The sequence below is a fragment of the Saccharopolyspora sp. NPDC003752 genome (assembly GCF_053605825.1).
The window spans coordinates 23,383-44,525 of sequence record NZ_JBSGJZ010000056.1 but is presented as its reverse complement, the minus strand read 5'-3'; the positions used below and the strand labels follow the sequence as shown (position 1 = coordinate 44,525).

16 protein-coding genes are annotated in these 21,143 nt (G+C 71.6%); 10 read left to right on the top strand and 6 right to left on the bottom strand.

Annotation, left to right across the window (positions count from 1 at the left end; all coding sequences use genetic code 11):
- The first annotated feature begins 116 nt into the window (after positions 1-116).
- Positions 117-2,261: an MMPL family transporter gene (locus ACWEV3_RS39655; RefSeq protein WP_452618830.1), complete on the top strand. Its 2,145-nt coding sequence runs from the start codon at positions 117-119 to the stop codon at positions 2,259-2,261.
- A gap of 45 nt (positions 2,262-2,306) precedes the next feature.
- Here ACWEV3_RS39655 and ACWEV3_RS39650 read toward each other — a convergent pair whose 3' ends face one another.
- Positions 2,307-2,990 carry a FadR/GntR family transcriptional regulator gene (locus tag ACWEV3_RS39650; RefSeq protein ID WP_452618829.1) on the bottom strand — a complete coding sequence of 228 codons (684 nt, stop codon included), beginning with the start codon at positions 2,988-2,990 and terminating at the stop codon, positions 2,307-2,309.
- 175 nt (positions 2,991-3,165) lie between these two features.
- Between ACWEV3_RS39650 and ACWEV3_RS39645 the strand changes: the two genes are divergently transcribed.
- Positions 3,166-4,881, top strand: a complete 1,716-nt coding sequence (locus tag ACWEV3_RS39645) for a 2-isopropylmalate synthase (RefSeq protein WP_452618828.1) — start codon at positions 3,166-3,168, stop codon at positions 4,879-4,881.
- 112 nt (positions 4,882-4,993) lie between these two features.
- Here the strand turns inward: ACWEV3_RS39645 and ACWEV3_RS39640 are convergent, their stop codons facing one another.
- Positions 4,994-5,182, bottom strand: a complete 189-nt coding sequence (locus ACWEV3_RS39640) for a hypothetical protein (RefSeq protein WP_452618827.1) — start codon at positions 5,180-5,182, stop codon at positions 4,994-4,996.
- A gap of 16 nt (positions 5,183-5,198) precedes the next feature.
- Complete coding sequence (locus ACWEV3_RS39635; protein ID WP_452618826.1) at positions 5,199-6,125, bottom strand: zinc-binding dehydrogenase; 927 nt, start codon at positions 6,123-6,125, stop codon at positions 5,199-5,201.
- A gap of 89 nt (positions 6,126-6,214) precedes the next feature.
- Here ACWEV3_RS39635 and ACWEV3_RS39630 point away from each other — a divergent pair, with 89 nt between their 5' ends.
- Entirely contained in the window at positions 6,215-6,859 is a 645-nt protein-coding gene (locus tag ACWEV3_RS39630) for a TetR family transcriptional regulator (protein ID WP_452618825.1), read from the top strand.
- Positions 6,860-6,960: 101 nt separating this feature from the next.
- Here the strand turns inward: ACWEV3_RS39630 and ACWEV3_RS39625 are convergent, their stop codons facing one another.
- Complete coding sequence (locus tag ACWEV3_RS39625; protein ID WP_452618824.1) at positions 6,961-7,815, bottom strand: helix-turn-helix transcriptional regulator; 855 nt, start codon at positions 7,813-7,815, stop codon at positions 6,961-6,963.
- Positions 7,816-7,915: 100 nt separating this feature from the next.
- On the opposite strand from ACWEV3_RS39625, the gene ACWEV3_RS39620 reads away from it, so the two are divergent.
- The 4 genes from ACWEV3_RS39620 to ACWEV3_RS39605 all read left to right on the top strand — a co-directional run bounded on the left by ACWEV3_RS39620 (position 7,916) and on the right by ACWEV3_RS39605 (position 11,455).
- Positions 7,916-8,458, top strand: coding sequence for a YceI family protein (locus ACWEV3_RS39620; protein WP_452618823.1), 543 nt, complete (start codon positions 7,916-7,918; stop codon positions 8,456-8,458).
- A gap of 478 nt (positions 8,459-8,936) precedes the next feature.
- Positions 8,937-9,524 carry a M23 family metallopeptidase gene (locus tag ACWEV3_RS39615; RefSeq protein ID WP_452618822.1) on the top strand — a complete coding sequence of 196 codons (588 nt, stop codon included), beginning with the start codon at positions 8,937-8,939 and terminating at the stop codon, positions 9,522-9,524.
- Positions 9,525-9,784: 260 nt separating this feature from the next.
- The gene (locus tag ACWEV3_RS39610; RefSeq protein ID WP_452618821.1) at positions 9,785-10,597 is read left to right on the top strand and encodes an SLATT domain-containing protein; all 813 of its coding nucleotides are present in this window, start codon (positions 9,785-9,787) and stop codon (positions 10,595-10,597) included.
- A gap of 162 nt (positions 10,598-10,759) precedes the next feature.
- Positions 10,760-11,455: a hypothetical protein gene (locus ACWEV3_RS39605; protein ID WP_452618820.1), complete on the top strand. Its 696-nt coding sequence runs from the start codon at positions 10,760-10,762 to the stop codon at positions 11,453-11,455.
- A gap of 134 nt (positions 11,456-11,589) precedes the next feature.
- Here the strand turns inward: ACWEV3_RS39605 and ACWEV3_RS39600 are convergent, their stop codons facing one another.
- Positions 11,590-14,205, bottom strand: coding sequence for a PEP/pyruvate-binding domain-containing protein (locus ACWEV3_RS39600; RefSeq protein ID WP_452618819.1), 2,616 nt, complete (start codon positions 14,203-14,205; stop codon positions 11,590-11,592).
- A gap of 157 nt (positions 14,206-14,362) precedes the next feature.
- Between ACWEV3_RS39600 and ACWEV3_RS39595 the strand changes: the two genes are divergently transcribed.
- On the top strand, positions 14,363-14,614 hold the full coding sequence (locus ACWEV3_RS39595) for a hypothetical protein (RefSeq protein WP_452618818.1): 252 nt from the start codon (positions 14,363-14,365) through the stop codon (positions 14,612-14,614).
- A gap of 173 nt (positions 14,615-14,787) precedes the next feature.
- A complete protein-coding gene (locus ACWEV3_RS39590) occupies positions 14,788-16,407 on the top strand; it encodes an MDR family MFS transporter (RefSeq protein WP_452618817.1) in 1,620 nt (539 codons plus the stop codon).
- A 272-nt stretch (positions 16,408-16,679) separates the two neighbouring features.
- On the opposite strand, the gene ACWEV3_RS39585 is transcribed toward ACWEV3_RS39590, so the two are convergent.
- Positions 16,680-17,168 carry an inorganic diphosphatase gene (locus tag ACWEV3_RS39585; protein WP_010308085.1) on the bottom strand — a complete coding sequence of 163 codons (489 nt, stop codon included), beginning with the start codon at positions 17,166-17,168 and terminating at the stop codon, positions 16,680-16,682.
- Positions 17,169-17,314: 146 nt separating this feature from the next.
- Between ACWEV3_RS39585 and dacB the strand changes: the two genes are divergently transcribed.
- Positions 17,315-21,073: a D-alanyl-D-alanine carboxypeptidase/D-alanyl-D-alanine endopeptidase gene (gene dacB / locus ACWEV3_RS39580; protein WP_452618816.1), complete on the top strand. Its 3,759-nt coding sequence runs from the start codon at positions 17,315-17,317 to the stop codon at positions 21,071-21,073.
- Positions 21,074-21,143 lie beyond the last annotated feature (70 nt).

The window sequence follows — 21,143 nt, the reverse complement described above, 5'->3', positions numbered from 1 at the left end:
CTGTCCCCGGTTCGGATCGGCTCGCTTGACCTCACTATCTTCCACCTGTAAGTCTGATCTTACAGGCGGAAGAATTCGAGGAGCTGGGGCGAGTGGGGAAGTCGAGGACCGTCAGGGTGGCGAGGTGGAGCGCGGAGCATCCGGTGCGCGCCCTGATCGGCTGGTTCTTGTTCGTCGGACTCTGCCTCGGCGCGGGCGCGCTGACGGGCACGAACAGCGCGACGGTGGCCGACCACTGGGTCGGCGAGGCGGGGCGCGCCGACGCGATGGCCGCATCCGGCGGCCTGCAGCGCAAGCCGATCGAGCAGATCACCATCGCCGCCCGCTCCGGCCCGCTGGACCAGGCCCGCGCCGAGGCGGCGGCCGCCGAGGTGGCGAGCCTGATGCGGGCGTTGCCGGCTGTGGAAACCGTTGCGCCGCCGGTGCGTTCGGCGGACGGCGCGATGCTTCGGGTCGAAGTGATCATGAAGGGGCCCGACGAGGAGGCCGACAAGCAGATCGGTTCGCTGCTCGCGCTGACCGAGCAGGTGCAGCAGCGCCACTCGGCGTTGCTGGTGGCGGAGACCGGCAACGTCTCCACCAGCGCGGGAGTCGATCAGCAGCGCGGCGACGACTTGGCGCTGTCCGAGGCGATCACCCTGCCGGTCACGCTGATCACGCTGCTGGTCGTCTTCGGCTCGGTCCTGATGGCCGGGGTGCCGCTGCTGCTCGCCCTCTCGTCGATCGCGGCGGCCATGGGGCTGTCGATGCTGGTGTCGCACGTGGTGCCGGACGTGGGCGTGGGCAACAACATCATCCTGCTGATCGGCATGGCGGTCGGCGTCGACTACGCGCTGTTCTACCTCAAGCGGGAGCGGGAGGAGCGGGATCGGGCGGACGGCCGGCTGGATTCGGCCGCGATCGTCGGGCTGGCGGCCGAGACCGCCGGTCGGACGGTGGTCGTCTCCGGCATCGCGGTGATCGTCTCCACCGCGACGCTCTACCTGGCCGCCGACGTGATCTTCTCGTCGCTGGCCACCGGCTCGATCACCGTCGTGCTGGTCTCGGTGGTCAGCTCGGTCACCGCGCTGCCCGCGCTGCTGGTGGTCCTCGGCCGGCGCGCCGAGCGCCGCGCCAAGCCCGCGAAGCCGAAGAAGGTCCGAAGTGGACGGATCTGGGACGCGATGCTGCGCCCGGCGGCGAAGCGCCCGGTGCTCACGCTGTGCGTTTCGGTGGGAATCCTGCTGCTGCTCTCGCTACCGGTGCTCGGCATGCAGATGCGGGTCCTCAACCAGGACAGCCACTCCCGGGAGATCCCCGCGATGCGGACCTTCGACCGGATGACGGCCGCCTTCCCCGAGCTGCGGACCCGGCACGACGTCGTCGTCCGCGCTGAACCGGCCGAAGCCGAGGCGGTGCGCGCCGCGCTGGTGGATCTCGGCCGGCGCGTCCAGGGCGATCCGCTGTTCATGGCGTCCGCGCCGCCGCAGACCTCGTGGGACGGGCGGGTGACCGTGTTGCAGGTCCCGGTGCCGTTCAAGACGAGCTCGGCGGAGGCGGCCCGGTCGTTGACGCACCTCCGGTCCGACTACGTGCCCGCGGCCTTCCGCGCGCTGCCCGGGGTCGAGGTGGCGGTCAGCGGGGACGTCGACTACCTGGCCCACCAGAACGGCAAGCTGCCGCTGGTGATCATCGCGTTGCTGGTGCTGACGTTCGTGGTGTCGGTGGTCGTCTTCCGCTCGGTGGTGATCGGGCTGGTCGGGGTCGCGCTGAACCTGCTGTCCGCGGCGGCGTCGATGGGGCTGCTGGTGATCTTCTTCCAGTACGGGCTGGCCTCGGCGCTGTTCGGCTTCGATCCCAGCGCCACCAGCGCGATCGGTTCGCGGGTGCCGCTGTTCCTGTTCGTCATCCTCTTCGGGCTGTCGATGGACTACCAGATGTTCGTGGTGAGCCGGATCAGGGAGGCCGCGCTGCGCGGCGTCCCGGCCCGGCAGGCGGTCCTGCAGGGCGTCGGGCAGTCGGCGAAGGTCGTGACCAGCGCGGCGATCGTGATGGTCACGGTGTTCGCCACCTTCATGTTCCTGCACCTGGCGGAGATGAAGCAGATCGGCTTCAGCCTGGCGGTCGCGGTCCTGCTGGACGCCTTCGTGATCCGCGTCCTGGTCCTCCCGGCCGCCCTGACCCTCCTGGGCCGGGCGACCTGGTGGCCGTCCCGGCTGATGCACCGCGCCGAACCGCCGACCACCCCGATCCCGGTCCGGCAGGCCGATCCGGTCGGCTGACGAACGCTCGTGAGCACTCTGGATCGCAATGACGCTCCAAAGTGCTCACGGTTCCGGGCGGACGTAGGAGAGGATCTTCGCGAGGTGGTTCCGGGCGGCCCGGCCCGCGGCTTCGGGGTCGCCGGCCCGGATCGCATCGGCGATCTCCTGGTGCTCGTGCTGGTCCACCGGTCGTTGCGCGTCGGATTCCCGCATCAGGCCCAGCATGTCGAGCATCGCCTCGCGGACGCGCTCGGCCAGGGAATCGAACAGGCCGGTGATGATCGTGTTGTGCGCCGCCTCGACGATCGCCCGGTGGAACGCGAGGTCGGCGTCCACGAACTCCTCGGACGTGGCGTGCTGGAGCGCCTCGCGCCGGGTGGCTGCCGCCGTGATCGCGGCGAGGTCCTCGCCGGTGCGCTTCGCGGCCGCGAGGCGGGCGGCCTCCACCTCCACCGCGATGCGGCCCTCCGCCACGTCCGAGATCACCGCCTTGCGGACGGTCGTCGCCCAGTCCTCGACGGGATCGGTCCGGATGACGTAGACGCCGGAGCCGTGGCGGGATTCGAGCAGCCCGCGGCCGGCGAGCTCGCGGACCGCCTCGCGGACCGTCGACCGGCCGACTCCGAACTCGGTGGCGAGGGAGGTCTCGCTGGGGATCTTCTCGCCGACCGGCCAGTCGCCGGAACCGATGCGCCGCAACATCGCCTCGGTGGCCTGCTCCGACAGCGGGTATCGACGCAGCGACACGAACAGCCTCCCGAATTATCAGGTTGTCTGAGGACCTGACGTATTGTACGTTGCCTGCCATGTGGTTGGGAGCTCGCGGCCTTAGCGGCCGCGGCAGGGGCTGACCGGACCGGCGCCCCCTGTCGCGGGGTGTTGTCGCGCGCCGGTGGAGACCGTTCGAACCCGGAAGGCAGACATGACCTCCCAACACATCCCCGCGCGCTGGAACCCGCAGCAGCCGTCGGGAATGCCGCACCACCGCTACCGGAGCGCGTTCGACCGCGTCGCCGTCGCCGAGATCGACCGGACCTGGCCGCGGAACCGCATCACGCAGGCGCCGCTGTGGGTTCCCGTCGACCTGCGCGACGGCAACCAGGCGCTGGCCGAACCGATGGACCCGGCGCGCAAGCGGCGCTTCTACGAGATGATGACTTCGGTCGGGTACAAGGAGATCGAGGTCGGATACCCGTCCGCGTCGCAAACCGACTTCGACTTCGTCCGGCTGCTGGCGGAAGCGGATCTGGTGCCGGACGACGTCACCGTCGCGGTGTTCACCCCGGCTCGCCGGGATCTGATCGAGCGCACCTTCGAATCGATCGCCGGCCTGGACCGGGTCGTCGTCCACATGTACACCCCGACCGCGCCGCTGTGGCGGGACGCGGTGCTGCGCACCGGGCGGGGCGACCTGCGCGAGCTGATCCGGAAGGCCGGCGAGGACGTGCTCCGCTGCGGTGGGGACCGGCCGGGGATCCGGTACGAGTTCTCCCCGGAGGTCTTCAACCTGACCGAGCCGGACTTCGCGATCGAGGTCTGCAACATGATGATCGACCTGTGGGACGCGTGCGCGGACCGCCCGGTGATCATCAACCTGCCCGCGACGGTCGAGGTCGCCACGCCGAACGTGTACGCCGACCAGATCGAGCACCTGAGCGGCAACCTCGACCGGCGCGACGACGTGATCCTGTCGGTGCACCCGCACAACGACCGGGGCACCGGGGTCGCGTGCGCGGAGCTGGCGGTGCTCGCCGGTGCGCAGCGCGTCGAGGGCTGCCTGTTCGGCAACGGCGAGCGGACCGGGAACGTCGACCTGATCACGCTCGCGTTGAACCTGTACTCGCAGGGCGTCGACCCGATGATCGACCTGTCGGACATCGATTCGGTCCGGGACACCGTCGTGCACTGCAACCGGATAGGCGTCCACGAACGGCACCCGTACGTCGGCGAGTACGTCTACACCGCGTTCTCGGGGACGCACCAGGACGCGATCCGGAAGGGGTTCCAGCGGCACGCGCTGGGCGCGCGGGAGAGCGGAGTCCCGGAATCCCAGGCGGGCTGGGAGGTTCCGTACCTGCCGATCGATCCGCACGACGTCGGCCGGGACTACGAGGCGGTGATCCGGGTGAACAGCCAGTCCGGCAAGGGCGGCATCGCCTACCTCATGCAAACCGAGCACGGGCTGGACCTGCCGCGGGGGTTGCAGGCGGAATTCGCGCAGGTGGTGCAGCGGCACACCGACGACACCGGCACCGAGGTGGACGCGGCGACGTTGTGGAAGCTGTTCTCCGCGACCTACCTGGAGAACCCGGACCGGTCGATCGCGCTGACGGGCTGGTCGGTGGGCCACGGGCCGTCGGGTGATCGGCTGACCGCGACGCTGGAGATCGGCGGCGAGACCACAACGCACGAGGTGACCGCGGAAGGTGCCGTGTCCGCACTGGTGCAGATGTTGGCGGAGCACGACCGGACGGTGGACATCGTGAGCCTCGTCCAGCAGTCGATCGAGCCGGGGCGTGCGGCGCGCGCCGCGACGTACCTGGAGCACCGCACTGCCGAGGGCACCGCGTGGGCGGTCGGGATCGACGTCTCGGTCGTCGCGTCGAGCCTGCGGGCCGTGATGGCCGCCGCGGGCTGAAGCCTTGCACCGTGAGCACTTCGGGCCGCTATGGCAGCCCGAAGTGCTCACGAGCCGTTGCGGTGACCCGTGTGTGCTTTGTGCTGCCATAGCAGCACGAAACACACACGGGTCACAGGCTGGCGTAGATGTCCCGGTACAGCCGAAGTGCGCGGGCTTCGAGGTCCGCCGGGTCCTGACCGGCGAAGCGGTCCGGGCGGAGGCCGTCCAGGCCGGGGAAGCTCGACGGCTTGTCGCAGCGCCGCGATCGATGCCCCGACGATGCCCGCCCCGATAACCACGATCTTCCTTGCCATGGCAACGAACCTAGGTGGTCCTCAAGAGATTTCGAGGACCGCCTTGCCGTGCAGCTTCCGGCCGAGCAGCGCCTCGATCGCCTCCGGGGCGCGGTCCCAGGCGCCGCGCCAGGACACCTGCGGGTCCAGGTCGCCGGTCGCGATGCGCTCGGCCAGCCAGGTCAGGTCCGGTGCCAGGCCGGTGCAGCGGAGCAGGAAGAACGTGGCGATCGCGCGGTCGTGCCGCTCCGGAGCGCCGAAGAGCGCGCCGAACGGGAAGTTCTCGCCCCCGCCGGTGGTGTGCCCGACCGCCACCAGCGTGCCGCCCTCGGCGAGCCGGTCGTGGGCGGCCACCAGCTGCTCGCCGCCGACCAGGTCGACCACACCGTCCACTGTGGCCGATTCGGCCGGGTTGGACACCACCTCGTGCGCGCCGAGCGCGCGCAGCCCGTCGCCGTGCGCGGCCGGATTCCCGGTGGACGCGGTGACGTGCGCGCCGCCCATCCGCGCCAGCTGCACGGCATATCGCCCGGTCCCACCGGTGGCGCCGGTGACCAGCACCCGCTTGCCGAGGATCGGCCCGATCCGGTGCAGCGCGCGCAGTGCGCTCGCGCCGGCCACCGGAACGGTGCTGATCGCGCCGAGGTCGGCGCCCTGCGGGACGGTGCCGATCAGGTGGGTGTCGACGGCTCGGAGTTCGGCCCACGCGCCGTCCGGGGCCAGGGTGACGACCGGCGTGCCTTCCGCCGGGCCGGAGCCGTCGGCCGCCGCGCGCTCGACGACTCCCGCCGCGTCCCAGCCGAGGACGCTGCCGTCCGGGGATTCCTCCAGGATGTGCCGCACTTCGCCGTAGTTCAGGGAGGTCGCCGTGACCCGCACCAGTGCCTGGTTCGGCGCGGGAACGGGATCCGGGGCCAGGCCGAGGCGGAGGCCGCCGGGTGCCGAGCGGTCGACGAGCAGTGCGCGCATGGTTCCTCGCATGAATGTGATCCAGTTACTTATGTAACTGAGTACCATAAGTTTTCGGGTCACACTAGGGCTCGGGTAATCTGTCCGCGATGAGCGCCCCGTCCCGCCCCGTCTCGCTGCGCGAGCGCAAGAAGCTGCGCACCCGGCAGGCGATGATCGACACCGCCCTGGCGAAGTTCACCGAGCAGGGCTTCGACGCCACGACGGTCGACGAGCTGTGCGAGGCGGTCGAGGTCTCCAAGACCACGTTCTTCCGCTACTTCGGCTGCAAGGAAGACGTGGCGCTGGCACCGACCGAAGACCTCTGGACCGAGTTCCTGGCCGCCCTCGAAACCCGCGAGCCGGACGACCGCCCGCTGCTGGAGGTCGCGCAGGACGTGTTGCTCGCGGCGCTGCAGCGGATGCCCGCCGAAGGCTGGGCGGAGCGGGTGCTGCTCAGCAGGCGGCTGGCCGCCGCGACGCCGTCGATGGACGCGCACGGCCTGCAGTTCTGCGGCCGGACCACCCGTGCCGCGATGGAGACCCTGCACCGCCGCTTCGGGCTGCCCGATCAGGCCGACGTGCGCGCCCGCCTGGTGATGGACCTGCTGATCGCCGCGTTCCACCGCGCGATGGAGATGTGGCTGGCGCGGGAGGATTCGCACACCCGCGACGACCTGGTCGACTGCGCCCGGCGCGCCTTCGCCGCGATCCCAGGCGTCCTCACGCTGTCGCCGGGCGAGTGGCGTTCGTGAGCGCTGAGTCCGGCAAGAACCGGAGCCTTCGCTCACGAGCCGGGGCGCGCTGTCGTGAGCGTTGAGTCCGGCAAGAACCGGACTCGGCGCTCACGAGCGGGTCAGCCGGAGACCGCCCGGAGGGCGCCGGGCTGGCGGCCGTCGAGGCGGTCGAGCGCCGCGGAGGTCGCTTCGTCGGCCGGCAGGTAGATGATCATCCGCTGGTCGACGTCCGGCAGTTCCACGATCTCGAAGCCCAGCAGCAGCTCGCCGACCTCGGGATGCACCCAGCGCTCCGCGCCGGTGCGTTGGAGCACGGCGGCGGGCGTCTCGAACCGGCTGGTGAAGGACGCCCCGGCGGCATCGGTCAGCTCCGCGGCGAGGTCCGCGGAGTGCGGGTCGTCGACGCGGAACCCGTGCTTCAGGAAGTTGGCGAGGCCGTCGGCGATGCGCGGCCACTCGGGATGCGCGGCGCGGGCGCGGTCGTCGGTGAACACGTAGCGCAGCAGGTTCGGCGCATCGGCGTCCAGGACGCCGAGCGGCCCCGCCAGCCGCCGGTAGCCGCCGGTGCACGCGAGCACGTCGCAGACCCGGTTGATCACCAGTGCCGGGCCGGGTTCGAGCCGGTCGAGGATCGCCTGCACGCTCGGGCGCACGGCCTGGCCGGGCGGCTCGGCCACCCGCGGGCACAGCGCGGTCGGCTTGTCGTGGCCGAGGATCAGCCACAGCTGCTCGCGATCCTCGGTGGACAGCCGCAGGGCGTCGACGATGGCGCCCAGCACCTCGGGGGACGGGTGGCGGTCCCGGCCCTGCTCCAGCCTGGTGAGGTACTCGACGCTGATCCCGGCGATCGTGGCCAGTTCGGCGCGCCGCAGCCCGGGCGTCCGCCGACGCGGCCCGGTGGGCAGGCCCACCTCGGCCGGGGTGATGGCCTCCCGGCGGGCGCGCAGGAAGGCTCCGAACTCGTTGTCGCGCACGATCGGAACCTACCTGCTCGCGGCACTCCGGTGGTGGCCCTGCCAGGGACAGTCTCAGCGCGGTCTCCCTCCGCGGCGGCGAGCCGGGCAGGTTCGAGCCATGACGACTGAAACGACCGCACTGCCCCTCAAGACCGGCCGCTGGGCGCTGGACCCGCTGCACTCCTCGGTCGGCTTCGCGATCCGCCACCTCGGGGTTTCGAAGGTGCGGGGCCGCTTCGCCGAGGTCGACGCCGAACTGGTGGTCGGCGGGACGCTCGACGGCAGCGCGATCAACGCCACCGTGGCCGTCGCGTCCATCGACACCGGCAACGCCGACCGCGACGCGCACGTCCTCGCCCCCGACCTGCTCGACGTCGAGAAGCGCCCGACGCTGGCCTTCCGCTCCACCCGGCTGAGCGGCGAAGGCGAGGACTGGACCCTCGAAGGGGAGCTGACCATCGGCGAGGTGACCAGGCCGATCGCCTTCGACGTCGAGTTCGGCGGCGTGCAGGACCTCCCCGACGGCAGCCGGCACGCCGGGTTCGAGGCCAACGGCGAGATCCGCCGCCGCGACTACGGCATCAACTTCGGCGCCGGCGAGGCGCTGCTCGGCGACGTGGTGAAGATCCAGCTCGACGTCCAGTTCGTCGAGCCCAGGTGACCGGGCGCGAGCCTCCCGGGCGGCCCGGGAGGCTCGCGGTCGCGCACCCGGCGGCCGGGGCCGCTACCCGCACCGCCGCGCGGGCCCGTTTCTAACTCGATCGTGTGACTGCCGGTCGGGTGGTGTGCCGACCGGGGAGGTGACCGGGCGGAATGGACGCGCCCGGCACCCTCCGTGGTCGGGTGAAGGGGCTTCGGGTCCGGGCCGCGCGCCGTTCACCGAGACTTGCGACCACTGTGGACGCTCGGTGTCGGTGGCGATTCCTTGTGGTGGATTCGCCGACACCTGCGTGCGGGACACCGCGAATTGCCCGGCATTCATGCCATTGAGCCAGTTCCCAATGCATTTCCTCCGCAGTTCAGCTCCAATCTTGCCCGGAACCGCTCGCCTGCCGGATTCGAATGACCGGCGATCAGGTGCGGAATTCGGCCCGGCCGCCGCGTGAATACCGCGGCGGCGGGAGGAGTGGAAAAGCGCAATGGCAATGCGAGAGAAGACCGCGGCCGCCGTGTTGACCGGCCTGCTCCTCGGCGGCGCTTTTTGCACCGCAGGAGCCCTTGCCGCTCCGGTTGTGCACGATGCCCACCAGCAGCCCCCGAAGCCCAGGCCCGACCTGGCCGTGCACTTCGCCGCGCGCTCACCCGCCAAGCCCGCGCCGGCGGACGAGTCGGACGATGCGTGGGTGTCTCCGGCGGACGGCGAGATCAGCAGCGGCTTCGGCGGCCGTTGGGGCACCATGCACAACGGCGTGGACATCGCCAACGACATCGGCACGCCGATCCGCGCCGCCGCCCGGGGCACCGTCATCGATTCCGGCCCGGCCTCCGGATACGGCATGTGGATCAGAATTGCGCACCGCGGCGACGTCGTTTCGATTTACGGCCACATCGACGAGGATTTCGTCGAGGTCGGGGAAGAGGTGCGCGCCGGGGAGCAGATCGCGACCATGGGCGATCGGGGCGAATCCACCGGACCGCACCTGCACTTCCAGATCGAGGTCGCCGGGCAGCCGGTGGATCCGGAGCAGTTCTACCGCGACGTGGACGCCGAGCTGACGGACCGGTAGCGCCCCCAGTCGACCGGTGCGCCGCGGCCGCTGTCAGAGTGGCAGGCCCCGGAAACCGCGCCCACGGCGTCGGGCGCGGCAGTACTCGCTGTTATCACTGCGCGTTATCGATCGTGCAGCGTCGCGCGAACTCAGCGACGATCACCCGGCACATCCGGCAGTGGACCGATCGGCCGAATGGATCATCACCCTCCTGGTCGATTGTCGTGGTGCTCCGGGAGCTACTTCGATCGCACTAACGCGCTGGAAGGATCGATGTGATGGAGCGAGTGGATGCGGCCGGGATCGTCGGCGGTGGAGTGCTCGCCGGGGGCGGTCGGCCGGCGGACTGGGAACGCCGGATCGCCGAGCGATCCGAGGAGCACTACCGGGCGCGGCTGGTGCAGCGGCTGCTGCTGGTCTGGGCGGTGCCGGGCAATCTGTTGCTGATCGGCGCGGCCGCGGCCGCGCTGTGGTTATGGACGTCCGCACTGCCGGCCGCGATCGTGTTCGCGCTGGCACTGGCCTCGCTGGCGGTGTCGGCGAAATTCCTCTACCAGCAGCACTTTAAGGTTCGCGCGGTGGAATCAGAACTGCGCGCGCTGGAGTACGCGCACCGCGAGCACCTGCTGGACGAACTGGGGCCTGGGGATCTGCTGGGGGCGCACAAGCGCTACCGGGCGCAGCTGCCGGAGCTCATCGAGCGCTACCGGAGCGAGGCCCGGCGGGACCGCTGGAAGGACAACGTCCTGCAGACGGTGATCATCGGCGGCTCGATCGTCGCCGCGACCGCGACGGCGGCATCGGTGTCCGCCGTGGACTTCCGGTGGGTCGCGGTGGCGTTGTGCCTGCTGGTGGCGGTGGCGGCGGCGTTCGCCGGGCATGCCAAGTACCGCGACCGGTCGGCCGCGTGCCAGCAGGCCGGCGACGCGCTGGAGCGCGAGTACGAGTCGGTGGAGCTGCGGGTGGGCCGGTACCGGCGGTTCGACAGCGAGAGCGAGGCCTACGCGGAGTTCGCCGACGCGGTCGAGTCGCTGCGGGCCGAGCGGGCGCGCCGATTGCCGTCGGCATCGACGGAGGGAATCGGCCAGTAATCACTTCCGTGTCATATACACGAAAGTGGCGTTATTTAGCGGGAAACGATCACTGAATGTCCACATTTCCCACTTATGTGATCGCTGAATGGTGGTGGGTGATCCTTCCGTAATCTCCGGCCCGGCGCACAGGAATCGGCCTGTGCAGAGAGGAGCATTGCGATGAAGCGCACCCTTACCGCAGCGGCCGCTGTGTTGGTCAGCGGCGCCGGCGCGGTCGGCTTCGCAGCTACCGCGAACGCGGCCGAGACCCCGCAGCTGCCCGCGGAGCTGCCCACGGACAACAACCTCGCGCAGACGGCCTACCACTTCGGGGGCACGCTGCACTCCGCGCAGCAGACCGTGGGCGACGTCGTCCCGGTCGAGGAGCACCTCGCCGGCCGCAGCGGCGGCGACCCGCTCGGCAGCACCCCGGCCGGCGCCCTGCTCGGCGGCGTGACCGGCGGCAAGAGCCTCGACCCGAGCAGCGCGCTCGGCGCGACGCCGGTCGGCGGCGTCGTCCCCGCCCTGCAGGCCTCGCCCGTGGCCCGCACCGGCGGCCCGACCAACGACCTGCTGCCGGTCGGCGCGGACTCGGCGCTGCCGGGCGGGCCGCAGACCAAGCCCGCGCAGCAGGACGTCGACATGGTCGGCGAGGCGGTCAACGGCGTGGCGTCCAGCACCCCGCTCGCCGATAGCCAGCTGCCGCTGTCCCGCAGCGGCGACGCGCTCGGCGGCATCGCCGGCCCGCAGGGCCCGCTGGGCAGCCTGACCGGCAACCTCCCGGTCGGCAAGACCGACCCGGCCACGGCGCTGGACAAGGTCAACGACGTGGTCAGCCACGGCCCGCTCGGCGGCGTCAACCAGCTCGGCGCCTGACCGCGCCTGCCACACCGGAAGTCGACAACCGAAGAACGCGATCGACTGCACCGCTGCACCGGCGGACGCTTCCGCCGACGGCGCCCCCGATGACGACTCGATGGCCCCCGCCGAACCGGCGGGGGCCATCGTCGTCAGGCGAGCTCGACGGTTCCGGCCGAGCCGTGCACGGTGATCCGCTGGCCGTCGACGATGCGGGTGGTGGCGTCGGGAACGCCCACCACCGCGGGGATTCCGTACTCCCGGGCCACCGTCGCGCCGTGCGAGTTCGGCCCGCCCATCTCCATCACCAGGCCGCCCGCGGTCAGGAACAGCGGCGTCCAGCCCGGATCGGTGGACGGCGCGACCAGGATCTCGCCGGGCGCGAGCTGCGCGCGGACCGGATCGTGCACCACGCGCGCCGTCCCGGTCACGGTGCCCGCCGAAGCCGAAGTCCCGGCCAACTGGCCGTCGACCGTCGCCACCGGCAGCGCCGCCTCGGGCTCGGTGCCATCCGAGAGCAGCACGCGCGGCGGGTTCCGGCGCCGCAGCTCCCTCTCATGCGTTTCGCGGCGCCGGGCCACCAGATCCCGGTGGTCGGCGCCGGAGATGGCCGCGTCGATCTCCTCGTATTCCAGGAAGAACACGTCGTCCGCGCGTTCCAGGCGGCCGTTCGAGGCGAGTTCCTCGCCCACGGCCTGCAGGTGGCGGCGGGCGTTCGCGATCGCCAGCACGATGCAGTACTTCGGCAGTTCGCGGAGCCCGGCGAGCTGCCGCACCCGGTCCACCGCGAACCCGGCGACCCGTGCGCGCAGCGGATTCCGGCGCCGCAGCCGGGACACGATCTCGGCGGCCGTCCGCTCCGCCTCGGCCACACCACGCCGGTACTGCTCGTCGGCGTCGTGCCCGCTCCCGCCCGTCCGCACGTAGTTCGCGACGAGCCCGAGCACGTGCGTCGGGTCCTCGGACCAGCGCGGCACGCCGGCGTCGATCTCCGCCACCGTCCGGTGCCCGTTGCGCGCCAGGAAGTCATCGAGTCCACTTTGGACGTCGGTGGGCAGTGCCCGGTCCCGGTAGCGCGCGGCGAGCTCGTCGGGGGAGGATTCGCCGAACAGCCGGGCGGTTCCGGGATCCCGGCGGGCGAGCTGCGCGATGCCCCACAGCTCCAGGTCCATCTCGGTGGTGACGTTGTGCGGGATGCCGCGCAGCACGATCTGCACCTCCTCGGCGGTGGCGGCCCGGCCGACCAGCTTCGGCAGCAGCCGGCTGAGGAGGAGGACGGGCAGCATCCGCGGCGGGATCTGTGCGATGCGCGGGACCGCGACCTCCGCGATGCCCCGCCGCGCCGCGGCCAGCCGCTCGCGTGCGGACGACGGCTCATCGGCGGCCAGGGCCGCCCGGATCTCCGGCACCATGCCGAAGAGCTGCTCGCGGGTGCGCGCGGGATCGCGCAGCGTGCGCGCGAGTTGGATGGGTGCCTTGGTGCGCAACAGGATTCCGCCGATCCGGCGCAGCAGCGGCCACGGGATCTTCGGGTCCAGGGGGAGTCGCGGATCGTCGAGCAGCGACTCGAAGACCTTGCCGGCGCGGGCTTCGGCCACCGCGAACAACCGGAGGCCGATGGCGCGGCCGATCCTGCTGCGGGTCATGCCGGTGATGTCGGCGAACAGCCAGCCGTCGGCCTGCCGCCACGGCTTCGGGCGGTGGCCCTCGGCGGGGATGCCGATGTTGCGCATCAGGTTGGTGAGCATCAGCGCCAGCGTCGCCGCGCCCAGCGGCGTGATCGGCCGGTAGACGCCCTGCACCACGTTGATCGACAGGTAGACGTGCAGGCCGCCGAGCGGCTCGGCGGGCAGCGGGAACAGCGTGGTGACCGGCCGCGACTGGGTCAGCCAGACGGTGCCGTCGCCGTCGATGGCCCACTCGATGTCCTGCGGCGCGCCGTAGTGCCGCGCCACCTCCGCGCCCAGCGCGGCGAGCGCCGCGGCCTGGTCGTCCGTGATCGACGGCAGATCGGCTTGCTGCGCAACGGATTCCGTGCCGCCGCCGGGCTTCGGCCGGATGCTGGCGGGCTTGTCGCCGAGTCGCTTCGCGGTGACCCGGCCGGACTCCACCACGAAGTGGTCCGGGGTGACCGAGCCCGATACCACCGATTCGCCGAGCCCGGTGTTCGCGTCGATCACAGCCTCGGACCGCCGCCCGGTGACAGGGTTCGCGGTGAACAGCACGCCGGCCGCGGTCGCGTCGACCATGCGCTGCACGACGACGGCCAGCCGCACCGTGCGGTGGTCGATGCCGTTGGCGGCGCGGTAGGCCACGGCCCGGTCCGTCCAGAGCGAACTCCAGCAGCGTCGCACCGCGTCCAGCAGCGCGGCCTCGCCGACGACGTTCAAGTAGGTGTCCTGCTGGCCGGCGAAGCTGGCGTGCGGCAGGTCCTCGGCGGTCGCGGAGGAGCGCACCGCCACCGGCGCGTCCGGGCCGAGCTCCGCGTAGGCGGCGGTGATCTCGGCGGCCAGCCCGGCCGGGAGCTCGGCGCCGGCCAGGCGGGAGCGGATCTCGGCGGCCGAGCCGGGCAGCCGGTCCAGCAGGTCCTCGGCCGGTTCCCGGCAGACCTCGTCGTAGGCGTGCGTGCTGATGCAGAAGCCGGGTGGCACCCGGAAGCCGGCCGCCGACAGCTCGCCCAGGTTCGCGGCCTTGCCGCCGACGAGCTCGCCGTCGCCGGCGCCGATCTCACCGAGGTCGAGCAGGGTTCGGGTCTCCAGGGTGCTCATCGCGTACCTCCCTCGCCGTTGGGAGCAAGGTAGCTCGCCGATGGCCAAGAAATCAACATGCGTTGAATTTTCCGCTAGGCCATTCGGGGGGTATCGACGGCCGTCGCATCACGAGCCGGGCCGAGTGCCATTCCTCCTCCTGAGGAAGGGAGCGGGGATGCATTGGTGGATGGCGGTAGCGACGATGTCCGGCCTGGCGGTGCTCGCCCCGGCGATCGGCAGGCAGCTGCGCCGGCGGCGCGCGGTGGCGCGGGCGCGGACCGAGCTCGCCTGGTTCTACCAACCGCGTTCGCCGCGCGAGCGGTTCACGCCGGGCAGCGGCAAGCACGCCGCGACGGCTCCGGTCGTCGTGCTCCGCCGGGCCGACGGCACGACGCTGGGGATGGGCAGGCCGTCGCGACGGCGCTGACGTGGCCCAGGGCACAGGAAACGAAGTTGCTTCGCATTTGATCCGAGGTCATGCTTGACCGCGCCAACTAGTTGAGTGCTGCAAGCAAATTTCTGGGGATGTTCGTGCCGCAGCGCTCCCGCCGGCCTCGCACGCCGGCCCATCCCGAGGAGCAACCCCTGAAAGGGAAAGCCATGTCGGAAACGGCTGTGCCCCCGGCGCAGGCCCCGGCACCCGCACTGACCCACCGCCAGATCCTGACCGTGCTCACCGGCCTGATGCTGGGCATGGGCCTGGGTGCGCTCGACCAGACCATCGTCGGCTCGGCGATCCGGGTCATCGCCGACCAGTTGCACGGGCAGACCGCGCAGGCCTGGGTGACCACGGCCTACCTGATCACGGCCACGATCACCACGCCGCTGTACGGCAAGCTTTCCGACATCTACGGCCGCAAGCCCCTCTACCTGACCGCGATCTCGCTGTTCCTGGCCGGCTCGCTGCTGTGCGGGATGGCGAACTCGATCTACGAGCTCGCCGCGTTCCGCGCCATCCAGGGCCTCGGCGGCGGCGGGCTGATGTCGCTGGCGCTGACGATCATCGCCGACATGGTCCCCGCCCGGCAGCGCAGCCGCTACCAGGGCTACTTCATGGCGGTGTTCGGCACCGCCAGCGTGATCGGCCCGGTGATCGGCGGCCTGTTCGCCGGCCTGGACAGCTTCCTCGGCATCGACGGCTGGCGCTGGGTGTTCCTGGTGAACCTGCCGGTCGGGCTGGCGGCGCTGGCCGTCGTCGCCAAGGTGCTCAACGTGACCACCGAGCGGGTCCGGCACCGCATCGACTACCTGGGCGCGGTGGCGCTGGTCGTGCTGCTGGTGCCGCTGCTGACCGTCGCCGAGCAGGGCCGCGAGTGGGGCTGGCTGTCGTCGACCTCGCTGACCATGTACGGCATCGGCGCGGTCGGGCTGCTGCTGTTCGTGTTCGCCGAGAACCGGGCGGGCGCCGAGGCCCTGCTGCCGCTGCGGATGTTCCGGCGGCCGTCGTTCCGGATGGGCAACCTGCTGAACTTCCTGGTCGGCATCGGCATGTTCGGCGGGCTGAGCTCCGTGCCGCTGTACCTGCAGATCGTCAAGGGCCTGAACCCGACCGAGGCCGGGATGATGCTGCTGCCGATGACCGCCGGGATCATGGTGTCGACCGGCGTCGTCGGCAAGCTGATCTCCAAGACCGGCCGGCTGAAGGTGTTCCCGATCGTCGGCGCCGCGTTCATGGCCACCGCGCTGTTCCTGTTCAGCCTGATCGGCGTGGACACCTCGCTGGTCCAGGTGGGACTGACCGCGGTGATCATGGGCGGCGGACTGGGCATGCTGATGCAGACCCTGACGCTCGTCGTGCAGACCGGCGCCACCTCGCGCGACATGGGCGTGGCGACCGCGTCGGTGAACCTGTTCCGGCAGACCGGCGGCACCGTCGGCGCGGCGGCGTTCCTGTCGGTGCTGTTCAGCACGGTCGGCGGGCGGATCGCGGACTCGACGCGCGCGGCGTTCGCCACGCCGGAGTTCACCGCCGCGCTGCGCGACCCGGAGGTGCTGGCGAACCCGGTGAACAGGACGTTCGTCGAGGCGCTGCAGTCGGGCGGCGCGGCCGGGATCGACATCAACGACACGTCGTTCCTGTACGGCCTGGACCCGCGCCTGGCGCGGCCGGTCCTGGAGGGCTTCGCCAGCTCGATGGACACGGTGTTCTTCGTCGGCGGCTGCGTGGTGCTGGTGGCCTTCGCGCTCACCTGGTTCCTGCGCGACATCCGCCTGGACTGACCGGCGCCGCAATTTCAATGGAAATCGGACCGTCGATTTCCATTGAAATTGCACGAGTTATCCACAGGACGGCGACTTATCCACAGAAAACCCTGTTATCCACAAGCCTGTGGATAAGTTTGCCGAGCCGCTGGTCAGGGCCCGTGAGCGCGGTGGGGTGCCATAGCGATCCAACGCGCGCACGGGCGATCACCTGCGGAAACGTTCGCCCGGAAAAGCGAAGGGCCCTCACCGCATCCAGCGCGGTGGGGGCCCTCCTGCGGGGCGGTGGTTCAGTGCCCCTGTTCCTTGGCCCGCTCGTACGAGCGCTTGATCTCCGCTTCGGCCTCGGTGCGGCCGACCCACGTCGCGCCCTCCACGCTCTTGCCCGGCTCCAGGTCCTTGTACACCTCGAAGAAGTGCTGGATCTCCAGCCTGTAGAACTCGGCGAGGTGGTGGATGTCGCGCAGGTGCTCCTGCCGCGGGTCATCCGAGGGCACGCAGATGACCTTGTCGTCGCCGCCCTTCTCGTCGCGCATCCGGAACATGCCGATGGCGCGGGACTTGATCAGGCAGCCGGGGAACGTGGGCTCCTGCACCAGGACCAGCGCGTCCAACGGGTCGCCGTCCTCGCCCAGGGTGTCCTCGACGAACCCGTAGTCCGCCGGGTACTGGGTGGCGGTGAACAGCGTCCGGTCGAGACGGATGCGTCCGGTCTCGTGGTCCACCTCGTACTTGTTCCGGTTCCCCTTGGGGATCTCGATCGTGACGTCGAAGTCCACGCGGTTCCTCACTCGTCTTGCGTCGGATGCGGCCGCCCGCTCGCGCGCGCGACCACGTCTAGTGTGGACCACGGTGGCTCACCGAGCCCCACCGCAGTGTGGGAGCTCGCAATCTGGCAGGCTGACGATCCGTCGAGGAGGAGCACGTGCCCGAACCCCAGAACACCGGGGGTGAGGTGGCCGAAACCGACGTCCGCGCGTCAGCACCGGATAGCGAGAGCCCGACCCGAACCGCTGCGTCGTCCCAGGACGGCACGCCGCCGGACCGGCCCGCCGACGACGCGGAGCCGTCGAAGAGCACCCCGCCCCGGAACGACCCGAAGCCGGCGACCGAGGCCGTGACCTCGTCGGACGCCGCGGATTCCGAGCATTCCGGCGAATCCGATGAGATCAACGACACATCGGCCGAGCAGCCGGCGACCGCGTCGAAGCGGGTCGCGGGCAGCCTCGAAGAGCCTGACGAGGATGACGCCGGGGCGGAGACCGCGAGGCTGTCGACCGTCGCCGACGAGCAGCCTTCGGAAGAGCCGGAGACCGCGCGGCTGAAGACCGCCGCCGGGAGTGAGGAACAGCCTCCTCAGGAGGTGGAGACGGCGCGGTTGAAGACCGTCGATCGCGAAGAGCCGGACAGCGACTCGCAGGCCGGGGCTTCGGACGACGACGAGGCCGCCGTGCAGCAGACCGCGCGGCTGAAGACGGCCGCCGCTGATGCGTCTTCGCAGGCCGCCGAGGATGGCGCGGTCCAGGAGACCATGCCGATCACCGCCGAGGCCGGCGGGGCGGCGAAAGAGGCTGCGAGCTCGACGAAGCGCGTCGCCGGAAGCCTCGGCGAAGAACCCGCGTCGGATGCGGCGGCGCAGGCCGACGACGAGGCCGAAGTGCAGGCCGACGACGAGGCGGAAGCGCAGGCCGACGAGGCCGAGGCCGAAGCCGACGAGGATCCGGCCTCCGAGCCCGAGCCGGCGGCAGAGGAAGGCGTCGGCGCGGAATCCGGTGCTGCCGAGTCCGGCGACGAAGCCGAACCGGTCTTCCCCAGCACCGACGCCGAGGTAGAAGCCGACTCCGCACTGGACGAACCTGCGGCTGAAGCCGAACCCGCTGCCGACGAACCTGCGGCTGAAGCCGAACTCGCTGCCGAATCCGACGAGGCGACGGATGCGGGCGAGGCAGCCGAATCCGGCCCCGAATCCGCTGGTGAGCCCGAAGCCGAAGCCAGCGAGGCCGAAGCCGGAGCCGCTGCGGAATCGGAGGCCGAGGGCGGGACGACCGGTGCCGAAGCCGCGGCGGAAGCCGAGACCGGGACGACCGGTGCCGAAGAGGAGTCGGGAACCGCTGCTGAAGCCGGCTCGCCCGCCGAATCCGGTGCTCCGGTCGGGGGAGAAGCGGAAGCCGAGCCGAGCGACTCCGAGCCCGATGCGGAACCTGCGGACACCGAGGCCCCTGCCGCGACTGCGGACTCCGCCCCGGAGCAGGCCGACACCAAGGCCGAGCCGTCCTCGGGGACCGAGTCCGAAGAGGCTGCTCAGGACACCGAGTCGGCAGACGCCACCGAGGCCGAAGCCGCCGCCGGCACGGCAGCCGATGCGGCCGAAGCCGGGGCGGACGACGCGGAGACCACGGCGACCGCCGAGGCCGAAGCGGATGCCGGAACCGCGACGACGCCCGAGCTGGAGACCGGTGCCGCCGCCGAGCCGGCTCCGCCCGGCGAAGACGCCGCCGAGCCGGCTCCGCCCGGCGAAGACGCCGCCGAGCCGGAACCCGAGCCCGCGGACGGCGCCGGAGAAAAAGCTCGGGTCGTCGAGCCGCCGGTCGCGCCGATCGAGCAGACCCAGCAGTTCTCGCCGATCACCGACGCGACACCGCCGCCGAGCGGCACCCCGGCGGCACCGCCGCCCAGCGGCGTCGAGCAGACGCAGCAGATCAGCCGGGTCGAGGCCGCCGGTCTCGCCGGGCAGCCGCAGATCCACGAGACGCAGCAGATCCCGCGGATCGACGCGCCCAAGCAGTCCGAGCCCATCGATTCGACGCAGCAGATCGCGAGGATCCCGGCCGAGACCGAGTCCGAGAAGACCACCCGGATCGATCTCAAGGACCTCGAAGCGCTGCGCGCCGCCGACCCGGGGCCCGCGACGCAGCAGTTCAAGGCCGTGCCGCCGGTCGCTCCCGCCGAGCAGACGCAGCAGTTCGCCCGGCCCGACTTCAACGGCCCGCCGCCGCGCGCCGCGTCGGCTGCGGACTTCGCGGGCCTGACCGCGCCGCACGCCAAGCCCTCCGGCCGGCCGCTCCCGCCGCCCGGGCCGACCGCGTCGCCCGATGACTTCGCGGGCCTGGCCCCACCCCGGGCGCAGCCGCAGCGCATCGAGCCGCAGGCCGCAACGCCTGCGGACTTCGCCGGTCTCGCCGCGCCGCAACCGGCAGCCCCCGAGGACTTCGCGGGCCTGACCGGCTCGCGGGCGCAGCCGCAGCGGATCCCGCCGCCCGTGCCGCCCACGCCGCCGGTGCGGGCGGAGCCGCCGAAGGCCGAGCCGCCGCGACGGCGCAAGACGCTGATCGCGGTCGCCGTGGCCGTCGTCGTGCTACTCGGGGCGGGCATCGCGTTCGGCCCGCAGCTGGTCGACGCCCTGATGAAGACGCAGATCGCGGAGCCGCCCGCACCGGTGCGGCTCGACCCGTCGATCAAGCCGCTCGACCGGAACGCGCCGCAGCCGCAGCAGTCCGGCATCCGCTCGGCGCTGGCGGGCCCGCTCTCCGACACCCAGTCCCTGGGCACGCTCGGCGGCGTCGTGCTCGACGCCCAGACCGGCTCGGTGCTGTGGCAGCAGAACCAGGGCCAGGCGCTCATGCCCGCGTCCACCGGCAAGCTGCTGACCACCAGCGCGGCGCTGCTCGCGCTCGACCACCAGCACCGCTTCACCACCAAGGTCGTTCGCGGCAGCACGCCGGGCAGCGTGGTGCTGGTCGGCGGAGGCGACCCGACGCTGTCGAAGCTCCCGGCGGGAGAGGAGTCGGTGTACGACGGCGCGCCGCGGCTCGACGACCTGGCGGCGCAGGTCATGGCCGCGACCGGCGGGAACGTGTCGTCCGTGCAGGTCGACACCAGCCGGTACACCGGACCGGAGGTCGCCCAGGGCTGGCTGCCGCAGGACGTGGCGGCCGGGTTCTACTCGCCGATGCAGTCGGCGATGCTCGACGGCGGCCGGGCCGACCCGACGCGGGACACCAGCCCGCGCTCGCAGACCCCGGCGATGCAGACCGCGCAGGAGCTGGCGACCCGGCTGGGCCTCGGGCTGGCGTACGTGTCGGAGGGCACGGCGCCGCCGAACGCGCAGGTGCTCGGGCAGGTGCAGTCGGCGACCGTGCAGGACATGGTCGAAACCACGCTGCAGCGCTCGGACAACATGCTCGCCGAGGCGCTGACCCGCGAGGTCGCCATCGCCACCGGGAACGAGCCGTCGTTCGCGGGCGGCACCAAGGCGGTGTTCGACGTGCTCCGGCAGAACGGCTTCGACGTGGGCGGATCGACGATGGCCGACGGCAGCGGGCTGTCGCTGGAGGACCGGGTCACGCCGAAACTGCTCGCCGAGCTCTTGGCGTCGGCGACCGCCCCGGCGAGCCCGGAGGGCGGGCTGCCGCCGCAGGCCGCGAAGCTGCGGGCGCTGCTGCCCGGCCTGCCGATCGCGGGCGGCAGCGGCAGCCTGGCCAGCCGCTACCAGGACGGTGTGGGACAGGGCTGGGTGCGGGCGAAGACCGGCACCCTGGACGGCGCGAACAGCCTGGCCGGAACGGTGGTGACGAAGGACGGCCGCCTGCTGGTGTTCGCGCTGGTCTCGAACGGAACGAGTTCGGCGGCGGCCCGACCGGCCCTGGACAAGCTGGCCGGAGCCCTGAGCGCCTGCGGCTGCTAGCGAGGCCGGTCAGGAGTTCCCGATTTCCGGCAAAATCGGGAACTTTCCCGCCTGGGAACAGGTGTCCGGG

What these genes read in the sequence shown, in the direction of transcription:
- ACWEV3_RS39615 (WP_452618822.1), top strand. Translation starts at nt 8,937, where the DNA reads ATGGCAATGCGAGAGAAGACCGCGGCCGCCGTGTTGACCGGCCTGCTC.
- ACWEV3_RS39620 (WP_452618823.1), top strand. Translation starts at nt 7,916, where the DNA reads ATGACGACTGAAACGACCGCACTGCCCCTCAAGACCGGCCGCTGGGCG.
- ACWEV3_RS39590 (WP_452618817.1), top strand. Translation starts at nt 14,788, where the DNA reads ATGTCGGAAACGGCTGTGCCCCCGGCGCAGGCCCCGGCACCCGCACTG.
- ACWEV3_RS39630 (WP_452618825.1), top strand. Translation starts at nt 6,215, where the DNA reads ATGAGCGCCCCGTCCCGCCCCGTCTCGCTGCGCGAGCGCAAGAAGCTG.
- ACWEV3_RS39635 (WP_452618826.1), bottom strand. Translation starts at nt 6,125, where the DNA reads ATGCGCGCACTGCTCGTCGACCGCTCGGCACCCGGCGGCCTCCGCCTC.
- ACWEV3_RS39600 (WP_452618819.1), bottom strand. Translation starts at nt 14,205, where the DNA reads ATGAGCACCCTGGAGACCCGAACCCTGCTCGACCTCGGTGAGATCGGC.
- ACWEV3_RS39645 (WP_452618828.1), top strand. Translation starts at nt 3,166, where the DNA reads ATGACCTCCCAACACATCCCCGCGCGCTGGAACCCGCAGCAGCCGTCG.
- ACWEV3_RS39595 (WP_452618818.1), top strand. Translation starts at nt 14,363, where the DNA reads ATGCATTGGTGGATGGCGGTAGCGACGATGTCCGGCCTGGCGGTGCTC.
- ACWEV3_RS39610 (WP_452618821.1), top strand. Translation starts at nt 9,785, where the DNA reads ATGGAGCGAGTGGATGCGGCCGGGATCGTCGGCGGTGGAGTGCTCGCC.
- ACWEV3_RS39605 (WP_452618820.1), top strand. Translation starts at nt 10,760, where the DNA reads ATGAAGCGCACCCTTACCGCAGCGGCCGCTGTGTTGGTCAGCGGCGCC.